Source organism: Pseudomonas sp. TE21394, assembly GCF_054057835.1.
Map to the genome: position 1 here is coordinate 692,592 of NZ_JBSRZR010000001.1, position 13,563 is coordinate 706,154.

A 13,563-nucleotide genomic window follows, 5' to 3' on the forward strand; every position below is an offset into this window, starting at 1 on the left:
TGTGGGAGCCAGGCTTGCCGGCGATGCAGGCAACACGGTACCTGGCACCGGCCTCGCCGGTAATCGCCGGCAAGCCAGCTCCCACAACAAGCCTTACAGCATGAGGCTCAGAGCCCTACTACGTCTTCGGCTTGCAGGCCTTTCTGGCCCTGCACGCAGGCGTATTCGACCCGCTGCCCTTCGACCAGGGTACGATGCCCCTCACCGCGAATCGCCCGATAGTGGACGAACACATCCGCACCACCTTCGCGCTGAATGAAGCCATAACCCTTGGCATCGTTGAACCACTTTACATTCCCAGTCTCACGAGACGACATCTGAACTACTCCGGATTTTTATTGTGAAGATCGCCTTGCAGACACGAGGCCTCCGCCACGTGCCGACGCCGCTTGCGCAAATATCCTGCAAGTGGCAGGCCGAGTATATGACACAGAACAAAAAAATTTGATGACCGTCGCGCCGTTCGGCGATTTTTGCTGAACTTGCGCGGATACGGCAGACTAATTGGCCAGATAACCACTGAACTTCACACCCAGGGCACACACCCCATGACCCGTTCCCCCCTGCGCCGCCTGATCTTCGGCGCCCTGCGTCGCCTGTTGTACCTGTGGGTGCGCTCCGAAACCATCAACCAGTCCTCCGTCACCCTCAAGCTCGACCGCAGCCGTCCGGTGTTCTATGCCCTGCCCTCGCCCGCCCTCACCGACCTGGCCGTGCTTGACCACGAATGCACCAAGGCGGGTCTGCCGCGCCCGGTGCTGCCGGTGGCGGTGGGCCCGCTGCAGGAACCGGCTGCATTCTTCTACCTCACCCCGGACCCGGACTGGCTCGGCCGCCACGACAAGCGTGGCGCGCCACCTACCCTGGAGCGCCTGATAACCGCCATCAGCCAGCATGCCGAAGAGGACGCGCAGATCATCCCGGTCAGTGTGTTCTGGGGCCAGAGCCCGGCCAGTGAGTCCAGCCCGTGGAAGCTGCTGTTCGCCGACAGCTGGGCGGTAACCGGGCGCCTGCGCCGCCTGCTGACCGTGCTGGTGCTGGGGCGCAAGACCCGCGTGCAGTTCTCGGCACCAATCCACCTGCGCGAACTGGTGCAGCACAACAAGGGCCACGAACGTACCGTGCGCATGGCCCAGCGCCTGATGCGCGTGCATTTTCGCAACCTCAAGACTGCCGTCATCGGCCCGGACATCTCGCATCGACGCACGCTGGTCAAGGGCCTGATCCATGCGCCGCAGGTACGCCAGGCCATCCTCGACGAGGCGCAGCGCGAGAACCTGCCGCTGGCCAAGGCCGAAGCGCAGGCGCTGCGCTATGGCAACGAGATTGCCTCGGACTACACCTACACCGCCATCCGCTTCCTCGAAGTGGTGCTCAGCTGGTTCTGGAACAAGATCTACGACGGCATCAAGGTCAACCACATCGAGCAGGTGCAAGGCATCGCCCCTGGCAACGAAGTGATCTACGTGCCGTGCCACCGCAGCCACATCGACTATTTGCTGCTGTCGTACCTGCTGTTCCGTAATGGCCTCACCCCGCCGCACGTGGCCGCAGGCATCAACCTCAACATGCCGCTGGTAGGTAACCTGCTGCGCCGTGGCGGTGCCTTCTTCATGCGCCGTACCTTCAAGGGCAACCCGCTGTATACCGCGGTGTTCAACGAGTACCTGCACACCCTCTATACCAAGGGCTTCCCGGTGGAATACTTCGTCGAGGGTGGTCGTTCGCGTACCGGGCGCATGCTGCAACCGCGTACTGGCATGCTGGCCATCACCCTGCGCAGCTTCCTGCGCTCATCGCGCACGCCGATCGTCTTCGTGCCGGTGTACATCGGCTACGAGCGCGTGCTCGAAGGCCGGACCTACCTGGGCGAACTGCGCGGGGCCAGCAAGAAGAAGGAGTCGATCTTCGACATCTTCAAGGTGTTCGGCGCGCTGAAGCAACGCTTTGGCCAGGTCTACGTCAACTTCGGCGAACCGATCCGCCTGGCCGGTTTCCTCGATCAGCAGCAGCCGGGCTGGCGGGAACAGGACCATGGTCCGCAGTATCGTCCGGACTGGCTCAATGCCACCACCACCCGCCTGGGCGAAACCGTGGCACGCCACCTCAACGAGGCGGCGGCGATCAACCCGGTCAACCTGGTGGCCCTGGCACTGCTGTCGACCAGCCGCCTGGCCCTGGATGAACGCGCCCTGACCCGCGTGCTCGACCTGTACCTGGCGCTGCTGCGCCAGGTGCCCTACTCGCCGCACACCACCTTGCCCGAGGGCGACGGCCAGGCATTGATCGAACACGTGCGCAGCATGAGCCTGGTGGCCGAGCAGAAGGATGCCCTGGGCCGCATCCTGTATCTGGATGAAAGCAACGCGGTGCTGATGACCTATTACCGCAACAACGTGCTGCACATCTTCGCCCTGCCAGCCCTGCTGGCCAGCTTCTTCCTCAGCAGCTCACGCCTGAGCCGTGAACTCCTGGGCGAGTATGTGCATGCGCTGTACCCATACCTGCAGGGCGAACTGTTCCTGCGCTGGGCACCAGAGCAGTTGGACGAAGTGATCGACCAGTGGCTGGCCGCACTGGTCGAACAGGGCCTGCTGCGCCAGGACCAGAACCTGTACATCCGCCCCGCACCCAGCTCAAGGCAGTTCGTCTTGCTGACCCTGCTCGCCCGCAGCATCACCCAGACCCTGCAGCGCTTCTACATGGCTACCTCGCTACTGCTCAACAGCGGGCAGCACAGCCTCAGCGCCGAAGCACTGGAAGACCTGTGCGTGATGATGGCTCAGCGCCTGTCGATCCTGCATGGCCTGAACGCCCCGGAATTCTTCGACAAGACGCTGTTCCGCCACTTCATCCACACCTTGCTCGAGCAGGGCGTGCTGCAGGCCGACAGCCAAGGCAAGCTGGGCTACCACGACAAGCTTGGCGAGCTGGCCGAAGGCGTGGCCAAGCGGGTGTTGTCGGCCGAACTGCGCCTGTCGATCCGTCAGGTGGCGCTGCACCGCGATGACGGCCTGGAAAGTTCGACCCTGTAAAGGGTTCGGCGGCCAGCAAAATCCGCTAAAGTCCCTGGGGTTGGCCACAAGCCAGCCCCAAGGAAAACGGAGACTCCATGAAAAAGCTCTTTATGCTGTGTTGCGCATCCCTGCTCGCAGCCTGTTCCAGCCACACCCCGCCCAGCCAGGCCAGCCTGGATGGCGAAGTCTTCTACCTGCAGCGCAGCGCCCTGCCAGCGACCGCCACCCTCAGTGTGGAGCTGCAGGATGTGTCGCTGATGGACGCCCCGGCGGTGGTGCTGGCCCGCCAGGCCGGCCCGGTCAAAGGCAACGTACCGCTGCCCTTCCACCTCGCCTACGACCCGTCCCAGGTCAAGCCCGGCCACCGCTATGCGGTCAGCGCGCGCATCGAACTGGATGGCAGGCTGCTGTTCATCAACACCGAGCACCATGGCGTCAGGCTTGACGGCAATGACCCGCAGCCCGTGCGGATAAAGGTCGATCCGGTCCGCTGATACCCGTATTCATCTGTCTACAAGGAAAGCTTCATGTTCCGCACCACCCTGCGTTTTACCACCCTGTGCGCCGGCCTGCTGCTGTCGGCCAGTGCACTGGCCCTGTCGCTGGGCGACCTGAGCCAGAAAGACGCCACCGGCGGCCTGAAGGATGCCCTGACCCAAGGCGCGCAACTGGCCGTCAAGCAGCTGAGCGCCCCGGGTGGCTTCAGCAACGACCCGGACGTGCGCATCGAGCTGCCGGGCAACCTGGGCAAGGCCGCCAAGGCGATGAAGATGTTCGGCAAGGGTGAACAGGTCGAAGCCCTGGAAACCAGCATGAACAAGGCCGCCGAGGCTGCCGTGCCGCAGGCCCAGGCGATTCTGGTGGATGCCGTCAAGAACATGAGCGTGACCGATGCCAAGGGCATCCTCAGCGGTGGTGACGATTCGGCGACCCAGTACCTGAACAAGAGCAGCCGTGAGCAGATCCGCGCCAGGTTCCTGCCGATCGTCAAGCAGGCCACCGACAAGGTTGGCGTGGCCCAGCAGTACAATGCCTTCGCGGCCCAGGCCAAAGGCCTGGGGCTGGTCAAGGACGACGCCAATATCGAGAACTACGTGACCGAGAAGGCGCTGGACGGCCTGTTCGAGATGATCGCCAAGCAAGAGCAGAGCATTCGCCAGAACCCGGCTGAAGCGGCTACCAGCCTGGCCAAGAAAGTGTTTGGCGCGCTGTGATGGCCGATGGGCTGCCTTGCAGTCCATCGCGGCACAAGGCCGCTCCTGCCCACCTCCCAAGGGCAGCGCCACACCTGTAGGAGTGGCCTGGTGTCGCGAAAGGAGGGCGAAGCCCTCCCCTGCGAACTTCAGCCCTTCTTCACCCTGAACCACGCCGCATACAACGCCGGCAGGAACAGCAAGGTCAACACCGTCGCCACGATCAAGCCGCCCATGATCGCCACCGCCATCGGCCCGTAGAACACACTGCGCGACAACGGGATCATCGCCAGCACCGCCGCCAGTGCGGTCAGCACGATCGGTCTGAAACGCCGCACCGTGGCCTCGATGATCGCCTGCCAACGGTCCAGGCCCGCCGCGATGTCCTGCTCGATCTGGTCCACCAGGATCACCGAGTTGCGCATGATCATCCCGGCCAGGGCAATGGTGCCGAGCATGGCGACAAAGCCGAACGGTTGGCGGAACACCAGCAGGAACAGGGTTACGCCAATCAGCCCCAGCGGCGCGGTGAGGAACACCATCACCGTGCGCGAGAAGCTGCGCAGCTGAATCATCAGCAAGCTCAGCACCACCACCACGAACAGCGGCATGCCGGCATTCACCGACTTCTGTCCGCGCTCGGAGTCCTCCACCGTACCTCCCACCTCCAGCAGGTAGCCGTCAGGCAGGTTGGCGCGGATCTCCTTCAGGGTCGGCTCGATCTGCTTCACCAGCGTCGCCGGCTGCTGCTGGTCATAGATGTCAGCACGCACGGTCACCGTCGGCAAGCGATTGCGGTGCCAGATGATGCCTTCCTCGAAGCCGTACTCCAGGGTTGCCACTTGCGACAACGCCACGCTCTGGCCATTGTCGGTGGGCAACGCCAGGCTGCCGAGGTTGCCCAGCTCGTTGCGTTCCTGGCGGGTGCCACGCAGCAGGATTTCGATCAGTTCGTTGTCCTCGCGGTACTGGCTGACCGTGCTACCGGTCAGCGAGCTTTGCAGGAAGCCCGCCAAGTGCGCGGTAGTCACGCCCAAGGCACGCGCTCGGTCCTGGTCGATTTCCAGGAATACCGCCTTGCTCGGTTCCTCCCAATCCAGGTGCACGTTCACCACATGCGGGTTCTCGCGCACCTTGTCGGCCACTGCGCGAGCCAACGCACGGACTTTCTCGATGTGCTCGCCGGTCACCCGGAACTGTACCGGATAGCCCACGGGCGGGCCGTTTTCCAGGCGGGTGACCCGGGCGCGCAAGTCGGGGAACTGCTGGTCGACGGTGCTGATCAGCCAGCTGCGCAGGCGCTCGCGGTCTTCCATCGACTTGGCCAGCACCACGAACTGGGCGAAGCTGGCCGCCGGCAGTTGCTGGTCCAGCGGCAGGTAGAAGCGCGGCGAGCCGGTACCCACGTAGGCCACGTAGTTGTCGATGCCGTCCTGCTGCTTGAGCAGCGCTTCCAGCTGCTTGACCCGCTCGGCAGTGTTGGCCAGCGAGGCACCTTCGGCCAGCTTCAGGTCAACCATCAGCTCCGGGCGCCCGGAGGCCGGGAAGAACTGCTGCGGCACGAAACGGAACAGCAGAATGCTGCCGACAAAGGCGGCCAGGGTCAGCAGGATGACGGTCTTGCGCCGCCGTACGCACCACTCCACCACCCGCCGCACGCGTTGGTAGAACGGCGTAGCGTAAGGGTCTGGCGCGTGGCCGTCCTTGCCATGCCGCGTGGCATGCAACCTGGCCAGGTCGGGCAGCAGGCGCTCGCCCAGGTAAGGCACGAATACCACGGCGGCCACCCAGGAGGTGAGCAAGGCGATGGTCACAACCTGGAAGATCGAACGGGTGTATTCGCCCGTGCTGGAAGCTGCCGTGGCAATTGGCAGGAAGCCGGCCGCGGTGATCAGGGTGCCGGTGAGCATCGGGAAGGCGGTGCTGGTCCAGGCATGGCTGGCCGCCTTGAGCCGGTCATAGCCCTGCTCCATCTTGATCGCCATCATTTCCACGGCAATGATCGCGTCATCCACCAGCAGGCCCAGCGCCAGCACCAGCGCGCCAAGGGAGATCTTGTGCAGGCCGATACCGAAGTAGTGCATGGCGGCAAAGGTCATGGCCAGCACCAGCGGAATGGCCAGCGCCACCACCAGGCCGGTGCGCAGGCCCAGCGAGAAGAAGCTCACCAGCAGCACGATGACCAGCGCCTCGACCAGCACCTGGATGAATTCGCCCACACCAGCCTTGACCGCCGCCGGCTGGTCGGAAACCTTGCGCAGCTCCATGCCGGCCGGCAGGCTGCGCGCCAGGCGTTCGAACTCGGCTTCCAGAGCCTTGCCGAGCACCAGGATATCGCCACCGTCCTTCATCGACACAGCCAGGCCGATGGCATCCTCGCCCATGAAGCGCATGCGCGGTGCGGGAGGGTCGTTGAAGCCCCGGTGCACCTCGGCGACGTCACCGATACGGAAGGTACGGTCACCTACCCGGATAGGGAACTGGCGGATCTGCTCGACGCTGCCGAAACGCCCGCTCACCCGCAGTTGCAGACGCTCAGTGGGCGTTTCGAAGAAGCCGGCGGTGCTGACCGCGTTCTGCTCCTGCAGCGCCTGCTGCACGGCCTCCATCGGCACGCCGAGGGTGGCCAGCTTGAGGTTGGACAGCTCGATCCAGACCTTCTCGTCCTGCAGGCCGACCAGCTCGACCTTGCCCACGTCCTTGACCCGCTGCAGCTGGATCTGGATACGGTCGGCATAGTCCTTGAGCACGGCATAGTCGAAACCTTGCCCGGTCAGCGCATAAATGTTGCCGAAGGTGGTGCCGAACTCGTCGTTGAAGAACGGGCCCTGGATCTCCGGCGGCAGGGTGTGGCGGATGTCCGCGACCTTCTTGCGGATCTGGTACCACAGCTCGGGGATGTCCTTGGAGTGCAGCGAATCGCGGGCCATGAAGGTGACCTGCGATTCGCCGGGACGGGAGAACGAGACGATCTTTTCGTACTCGCCGGTTTCCATCAGTTTCTTCTCGATGCGCTCGGTAACCTGGCGCGACACTTCCTCAGCGCTGGCGCCCGGCCACAGGGTACGGATGACCATGGCCTTGAAGGTGAACGGCGGGTCTTCGCTCTGGCCGAGCTTGGTGTAGGACATCGCGCCAATGGCCGCCAGCAGGACCATCAGGAACAGGACGATCTGGCGGTTGCGCAGTGCCCAGGCAGAAAGGTTGAAACCCATCGGACTTACTCCTTGACCGTCAGGTTCACCACACGGTTGGTGCGGTCCACGGGGCGTACTTCCTGGCCCTCGCGCAACACGTGGCCGCCGGCGGCCACTATCCAGTCCCCCGCCTTGAGGCCTTCGAGTACCGGCACGCTGTCGGCCCCGTAGGCCCCCAGGCGCACCATCGCCCGCTCCAGGCGGCTGTCCTGGTTGACCCGCCAGACATACGCCTGACCGTTCTCTGCAGTAACCGCGGACAGCGGCACTGACAACGGGATCAGCCCTTCATGGGCAATGAATACCCGGGCGCTCTGGCCCAGTTCCGCCGGCGTGGCAGCGGAGGTGAAGGCGATACGTGCCGCGAAGGTGCGCGAACGCGGATCGGCGGCCGGTGACAGCTCGCGGATGCGCCCCTGGAAGCGCTCCTGTGGGTGCGACCACAGCTCCACGCTGACCGGCTGGCCCACGGCGAAGCGGGCGAACTGCTGCTCCGGCAGGCTGATCAGCACTTCCCGTTCGCCATCGGCAGCGAGGGTGAATACGGTCTGCCCGGCCGCAACCACCTGGCCCACCTCCACCTGGCGCTTGGCAATCACCCCGGCCTGCGGCGCTCGTAGCACGGCATATTCGGCCTGGTTTCCAGCGACGTCGAATTCGGCCTTGGCCTGCTTGAGGCGGGCCAGCCCGGCGCGGTAGAGGTTTTCCGCATTGTCGTACTGCGACCGGCTGACCATCTGCCGGTCCAGCAGTTTCTGGTAGCGATCGCGCTCGGCACGCACCAGCGACAGGTTGGCCTCGGCCGCCGCCAGCTGGGCACGGTTGGCTTCCAGTTGCAGACGTACATCCTGGGGGTCGAGCTCGGCCAGCGGCTGCTCCGCCTTGACCCGCTGCCCTTCTTCGACCAGGCGCTTGCTGACCTTGCCAGCGATGCGGAAGGCTAGCTCCGGCTCGAAGCGCGCCCGCACTTCGCCGGGATAACTGTCGGCAGCGGCTTCGGCCGGCTGCGGCTGCACCACCAGCGCCGGACGGGGCGTGGCCGGTGGGGCTGCTTCCTGGCCGCAGGCTGCCAGGAACAGCACGGCGGCGGCGGGCAGGGCGAGGGACAAGGCATGACGCAACATGATGAATCCTTTCGCGAGGGTGCACGTCTGAATATTTATACTGGCAAGTATATTAAATCAGCGAACCGGAGCCGGGAAGCCAGGGCCGACAGAAAAATCCGTGGCTTTTCACCTGCCTTAGCGCGTGACGGAAGAGCGAGACATCTTAAAAAAGGCCGCCGGGTACTTTGCCAAGGAGTGTGGCTGAAGTACGCCTTCATCAAAAAGCACTCGACTGATTATCCGGTACGGCGCCTTTGCCAAACCCTCAAGGTGCACCCCAGCGGCTACTACGCCTGGCTGGCCGAGCCTCAGTCCGCCCGAGCCCAAGAAGACCAACGGCTACTTGGCTTGATCAAGCATGCTTGGCTGGAGAATGGCGGTGTGTACGGCTAGCGTAAAATTCACGATGACCTGCGTGAGCTGGGAAAGGAATGCGGTCGAAATCGAGTCGGCCGCTTGATGCAGGCGGAGGGGCTGCGTTCTCGAACGGGCTATCGGCGGCGTCCAAGGGTTTTATGGTGGAAAACCAACAGTGGCCTCGCCCAACCACCCCGCGCGGCAGTTCAAGGTCAGTGAGCCGAACAAGGTCTGGGTGATAGATATCAGTTACATCCGCACCTATTAAGGGTGGCTGTACCTGGCGGTGGTGCGGATCTGTTCTCTCGCCAGGCCATCGGTTGGTCAATGAAGCCCAGGATGTGCAGCGACCTGGCCATCGACGCCATGCTGATGGCCGTTTGGCGACGCAAGCCACAGCAGCAAGTGATGATTCACTCAGACCAAGGCAGCCAGTTCAGTAGCTCAGATTGGCAAAGTTTCCTTAAGGCCAACAATGTGGTCAGCAGCATGAGCCGACAGGGAAACTGCCAAGACAATGCCGTAGCCGAGAGCTTTTTCCAATTTTTGAAGCGGGAGCGAATCCGATGAAGGATCTACGCAACGCGTGACGAAGCCCGAAGTGATATTTTCGATTACATCGAGATGTTCTATAACCCTAAACGCCGACACAGCAGTGCTATGCAGCTGTCGCCAGTAGAGTATGAGAAACGCTATTTTCTGAGCTTGGAGAGTGTCTAGAAAACCAGGGGCGATTCACCAGTCACGAGGAACGCCTAGCCTCCACGCCTCATTCGCGTTAGTAATTAGTTCTCTCGGGCTATCTCTATCAAATGTAACCCTAAGGGAATCCTTTCCGTTCAAGAGACTATCGCTTGCCTCCTTCAGAAAATATCTATAATCCTCCGAAAAGATAAAGCCCAACTCTTTCTCATACGAATCCAAGAACTCATCACTTGGCAACACCTGAGCATTTGGTAATGGCAATCGTAATTTCTTTAACTCTATGACAAAGGAATTTATATCAGAAATCATATATCACCAAATCAATTAAAATCAGATGCCCTAGCTTTCCAATAGCCTTTCTACCACTTCTCGAACTGCGCCCTGTTAATTCCAGATGGAATATCTAAGCCAGAGTTTATATGAATAACCGCTGTATTATTCTAATGGAAACTCTGAGTCACTTCCGCAATAGGACCATCCTGAGTCTGCAACATATGATGGAGGCTTATTTTCTACCCATCTGTTCCATATGGTGCCAATCCATTCTACGTAACCTGCTTATTGGTTAATCCAGCTTGCGAATCAACCCTACTTGGGTCAATCAAGTCATTCCACTGATAAACCTTATTCCCGTTGTACTGAATGGGATCTTTTGACCAAAAAATACGCTGTTGAGTAAAAACCAAACCCGCTTCTGTAGCGTTCCCTGCGTCTTTTGGACCAATCAGGCAGAAAAATTGAAAGATCGCAGCTACGTTTTACGCAACGTCCACCACCTACAGCTCAAATCAGGTTCAAATGTAACCATAGCCTCCGAAATTGAATCACCGATATCAAAGACAACACGAATTCCAGCCTCTGAACCACCCCGTACAAATTCGATAGACTTCACATTTTCTGACGAAATGATAGCTAGCTCCTGCTTAGCGAGTTTCAATACAACTTGAAACGACTCCATAACCGCGCTAAAAGAGAAATCCAACTCAAGATCGCTATTTTGGGATTTTACTTTATAGCGACATAAAGCCAAATCTTGGTCAACCTCGATAGGTTCGATACCAAACTCCTCTAAAAAATCATTTTCGTTAGGAAATTCCATTACTAAATCCTCAGTGAAGCGGTATGACCGTGCTTAGCTTACGAGTTCCATCATCAAGAATCTGGAACGTGCTCTGGAAGTTAGCAGCCTTACCCGACGGACCCACGAATAATGACTCCTTAACCTCGAATTTTCCGTACTGGTTTGAGAACTTATTTATCACATTACCTTCAGTTTTAGCCGAAAGCGCCAAGTGGTCCGTTAGCATCTGACGACCAGCGGCGTTGTCAGGAACACCAAGCCTCTTCATTTCCAGCGCAAGCTGATTCGAACGAGCAGCATTATGGGAGGTACTGGCCACTCTACCAAAGAGGTAGTCAAATTTACCCGGCGCAATTTCAATACCTTTTGGACCAGCCGCTATGTACTGACTGGTCTCATTAATCAGCCGAGACGCTTCAGCAAGGTCCCTCCTCTTCAGCGCTGTTTCAGCCGCTTTAATCGCCTTGCCCGCAGCATCCCCTACGCCCGGGAAGACACCCATGGTTGCGGCGAGATAATCCAGCGCGCTCTCCGCTTCCGCATAGCTCTTTATATCACCAATTACGGGTACAAAATCAGCCCCCGTCGACAGTGTATCTTTTAGGTGTTCCCGTCGCTCCTTGTACATCTTGACCGAGCAGGCATCCGAGCTTAACCCGGCGCAGTTCTGCTGCCTGTAGCGTTCGTTTTCTGCCTTGACACGCTCTTCGGCCACCATCTCCGGTGTCTTGCCTGCCGCCAATGCCTCAGCAATATCGCTCAGCGCGTTGTTTTCCGCGGCGTTCCTTCCCGCCTGGCCCGCTGCGACAGCGTCTGTCAAGCCTCCGCCCGTTGCAGCACCTGCCAACCCTGATGCAAGCGTTGCCAACGCAGAAATGGTCTGTTTCTCTTCCTCACTCAGTTGATCCCGACTCTTGTCAGGGTAGATTTGGGCAGCAATCAACTCACCCGTAGCTGCACCGGCCGCACCCGCAGCCGCCGAGTTACCCTGGGCCTGGGCCACCACAGCACCCAATACGGCATGGGCCATGACCCGGACGTTGTCGTTATTACCCGCTACTTTCTTGATAACCCCGGCAAGGTAAGGTGCCGATGCGCCTGCCAGCGCAGAACCGATATCACCGCCCGCCAGACCTTGCAGTGCCGCTGTCACGGCCTGGGTCACGCGTTGGTAATCACCACTGGTGCCGTACTTACCCATGATGCGCTGGTAAGCCTCAGTGGCGACCAGTTGTTCCTGGTACGCCTTGACCGCCTCATCGCTTGCCCCTTCACCCGGCGCCGGGATGCCGCGTGCATCCAGTTCCGCACGCGCCTCCTTGTCGGCCTTCAGCTGACCCTCGGTACGGACGATGTCCGATACCTGTGTGCCGATTTCACCAATCAGCTGCACCTGCTGCAGCCGCCGCTGTTCCTTCTCCTTGTCGAAGATCGGGCTGATGCTGTCGTTGGCATGCTCGACGTCGTGACTGAGGCTGGCCACATCCTGCTGCTGCCGGCCTGGGTCACGGATTTCCAGCGTGCCCTCGGAAACGGCCGAAGCCGTGGTGCCGCTGGCACTGCCGCTGTGGTTGTAGGCGATCAACGTGCCGCTTGGCATGTTGCTGGTGAACCTGTCAGTGCCACCGTTGCCACCGCTGATGCTGGCACTGGCCATCTGGCTCTTGAACTCGGCTTTGTTCTCGATACTGCTCCAGCCCAGGGTGCCGGTGCTCAGGCGGTTCTTGTCGGCATCGGCGGTACTGGCAATGACGCTGCCGTCGAGCTGGGTGTGCTTGCCGACATCGACCTGATAACCGTCCTTGCCGGCGAACAGACCGGTCTGCTCCTGCACGCTCTGGTACTTGGAGTCGAGCTTGGTCTTGCTGGCGCTGAGACTGCCGCTCGCCCCGCCGGTACCGATGATGGTGACGCTCAGCCCGCCGCTGACGTTGCTCTGCTTGGACTTGTAGTTGTCGGTGTCCTGCAGGCTTTGTAGCGTCAGGTCACGCCCCACGTCAGCGGTGATCTTCGCGGCGTTGACCTGCGCGCCTTTGAGCGCGGTATCCCGGCCGCTGCGCAGGGTCGCCTCATTACCGGCATCCAAGGTGGTTTCGGTCCAGGTCGTGCCGTTGCCTTTCTCGTTGCCAGCGCCCTTGTTGGCGTTGGCAAAGATGCTGAGGCCACCACCTTCGGAACCAACACCGATGCTGGCGCCGATGGCGCCGCCGCTGCTGCTGTTCTTGCCATCGAGCTTTTGCGTATTGGCCGCAGCCTCAAGCTGGATGTCGCGTTCAGCGGACAACAGCAGGTCGTTGCCGGCCTTGAGCTGGCTGCCTTGGACCCGGATGTCGCCGCCGCTGCCAGCCCCATTGCCGGTGGCCACAATGCTCAGGTCGTTGCCACTGGTCAGGCTGCTGCCCTGGCTGACGGTCTGTTCCTGGGCCTGCCGCGAGCTCGACTTCTGCCCGCCCAGCGATACGGCGACGCCCACGAACTGGCCAGCATTAGCCGCCGTCATGCCGCCGTTCTGCTGGGCAGCCTGCCAGGCCTGAACACCGGTCAGGCCGGCCTTGATGCCCTGAAGGGCAGAAAGCCGGCTGTCCTCTTCCCGGGTCGCTTGCTTGGTAATCTGGTAAGCGGTGTCGATGGCACTGCCAACCGTACCGGACAGCGCCAGGGTCAAGCCGCTGCTCTTGCTCTTGGAGGTCTGCTCGCTGCTGTTAAAGATCCTTTATTGGGAGCGAAACGGCTTCTGTCTCTGGCTCAAGCGCTTGGAGTCCGAACGTTTCAAAACTTCGCCCGACGCCACCGACGAAGCGATTGTACTGACTGTCCAGGAACTGAATTGGTTACTCGATGGCTTCGACCTCTGGCGTAACCGTCCTCATCAGGTTTTGACGCCACGATTCATGGCCTGATTCGGTA

Annotated in this window: 10 protein-coding genes and 2 pseudogenes; 5 read left to right on the forward strand and 7 right to left on the reverse strand. The window is 60.9% G+C overall.

The features are described 5' to 3' along the window. Positions 1 to 107: 107 nt before the first annotated feature. Entirely contained in the window at positions 108 to 317 is a 210-nt protein-coding gene (locus ACVWZT_RS03195; protein ID WP_003252255.1) for a cold-shock protein, read from the reverse strand. A 231-nt stretch (positions 318 to 548) separates the two neighbouring features. Here ACVWZT_RS03195 and plsB point away from each other — a divergent pair, with 231 nt between their 5' ends. The 3 genes from plsB (at position 549) to ACVWZT_RS03210 (ending at position 4,231) form a co-directional block, all read left to right on the forward strand. Next, positions 549 to 3,035 carry a glycerol-3-phosphate 1-O-acyltransferase PlsB gene (gene plsB / locus ACVWZT_RS03200; RefSeq protein WP_457468117.1) on the forward strand — a complete coding sequence of 829 codons (2,487 nt, stop codon included), beginning with the start codon at positions 549 to 551 and terminating at the stop codon, positions 3,033 to 3,035. A gap of 77 nt (positions 3,036 to 3,112) precedes the next feature. After that, a complete protein-coding gene (locus ACVWZT_RS03205) occupies positions 3,113 to 3,511 on the forward strand; it encodes a YbaY family lipoprotein (RefSeq protein WP_457468119.1) in 399 nt (132 codons plus the stop codon). A 33-nt stretch (positions 3,512 to 3,544) separates the two neighbouring features. Next, entirely contained in the window at positions 3,545 to 4,231 is a 687-nt protein-coding gene (locus tag ACVWZT_RS03210; RefSeq protein WP_296230854.1) for a DUF4197 domain-containing protein, read from the forward strand. A 128-nt stretch (positions 4,232 to 4,359) separates the two neighbouring features. On the opposite strand, the gene ACVWZT_RS03215 is transcribed toward ACVWZT_RS03210, so the two are convergent. Next, positions 4,360 to 7,425: an efflux RND transporter permease subunit gene (locus ACVWZT_RS03215; protein WP_296230855.1), complete on the reverse strand. Its 3,066-nt coding sequence runs from the start codon at positions 7,423 to 7,425 to the stop codon at positions 4,360 to 4,362. Between the two features lie 5 nt (positions 7,426 to 7,430). Then, on the reverse strand, positions 7,431 to 8,531 hold the full coding sequence (locus ACVWZT_RS03220) for an efflux RND transporter periplasmic adaptor subunit (RefSeq protein ID WP_457468121.1): 1,101 nt from the start codon (positions 8,529 to 8,531) through the stop codon (positions 7,431 to 7,433). 121 nt (positions 8,532 to 8,652) lie between these two features. On the opposite strand from ACVWZT_RS03220, the pseudogene ACVWZT_RS03225 reads away from it, so the two are divergent. Then, positions 8,653 to 9,590, forward strand: a pseudogene (locus ACVWZT_RS03225) (IS3 family transposase); the annotation flags it as partial. A gap of 15 nt (positions 9,591 to 9,605) precedes the next feature. On the opposite strand, the gene ACVWZT_RS03230 reads toward ACVWZT_RS03225, so the two are convergent. From ACVWZT_RS03230 to ACVWZT_RS03245, 4 genes and pseudogenes are all read right to left on the reverse strand, one after another. Beyond that, positions 9,606 to 9,884, reverse strand: coding sequence for an SMI1/KNR4 family protein (locus tag ACVWZT_RS03230; RefSeq protein ID WP_457468122.1), 279 nt, complete (start codon positions 9,882 to 9,884; stop codon positions 9,606 to 9,608). 131 nt (positions 9,885 to 10,015) lie between these two features. Further along, positions 10,016 to 10,084: an HNH/ENDO VII family nuclease gene (locus ACVWZT_RS03235; protein WP_457472011.1), complete on the reverse strand. Its 69-nt coding sequence runs from the start codon at positions 10,082 to 10,084 to the stop codon at positions 10,016 to 10,018. 242 nt (positions 10,085 to 10,326) lie between these two features. After that, positions 10,327 to 10,674, reverse strand: a complete 348-nt coding sequence (locus ACVWZT_RS03240) for a hypothetical protein (RefSeq protein WP_457468124.1) — start codon at positions 10,672 to 10,674, stop codon at positions 10,327 to 10,329. Positions 10,675 to 10,684: 10 nt separating this feature from the next. Beyond that, a pseudogene (locus ACVWZT_RS03245) lies at positions 10,685 to 13,360 on the reverse strand (hemagglutinin repeat-containing protein); the annotation flags it as partial. Between ACVWZT_RS03245 and tnpB the strand changes: the two are divergent. Further along, positions 13,284 to 13,556: an IS66 family insertion sequence element accessory protein TnpB gene (gene tnpB / locus ACVWZT_RS03250; RefSeq protein WP_457468125.1), complete on the forward strand. Its 273-nt coding sequence runs from the start codon at positions 13,284 to 13,286 to the stop codon at positions 13,554 to 13,556. The pseudogene ACVWZT_RS03245 and the gene tnpB sit on opposite strands and share 77 nt — an antisense overlap. Positions 13,557 to 13,563 lie beyond the last annotated feature (7 nt).

Excerpts from the sequence above, each read along its gene's own strand:
- ACVWZT_RS03240 (WP_457468124.1), bottom strand. The coding sequence starts at position 10,674 with ATGGAATTTCCTAACGAAAATGATTTTTTAGAGGAGTTTGGTATCGAA.
- ACVWZT_RS03215 (WP_296230855.1), bottom strand. The coding sequence starts at position 7,425 with ATGGGTTTCAACCTTTCTGCCTGGGCACTGCGCAACCGCCAGATCGTC.
- ACVWZT_RS03230 (WP_457468122.1), bottom strand. The coding sequence starts at position 9,884 with ATGATTTCTGATATAAATTCCTTTGTCATAGAGTTAAAGAAATTACGA.
- ACVWZT_RS03220 (WP_457468121.1), bottom strand. The coding sequence starts at position 8,531 with ATGTTGCGTCATGCCTTGTCCCTCGCCCTGCCCGCCGCCGCCGTGCTG.
- ACVWZT_RS03210 (WP_296230854.1), top strand. The coding sequence starts at position 3,545 with ATGTTCCGCACCACCCTGCGTTTTACCACCCTGTGCGCCGGCCTGCTG.
- tnpB (WP_457468125.1), top strand. The coding sequence starts at position 13,284 with ATGGCACTGCCAACCGTACCGGACAGCGCCAGGGTCAAGCCGCTGCTC.
- ACVWZT_RS03205 (WP_457468119.1), top strand. The coding sequence starts at position 3,113 with ATGAAAAAGCTCTTTATGCTGTGTTGCGCATCCCTGCTCGCAGCCTGT.
- ACVWZT_RS03195 (WP_003252255.1), bottom strand. The coding sequence starts at position 317 with ATGTCGTCTCGTGAGACTGGGAATGTAAAGTGGTTCAACGATGCCAAG.
- plsB (WP_457468117.1), top strand. The coding sequence starts at position 549 with ATGACCCGTTCCCCCCTGCGCCGCCTGATCTTCGGCGCCCTGCGTCGC.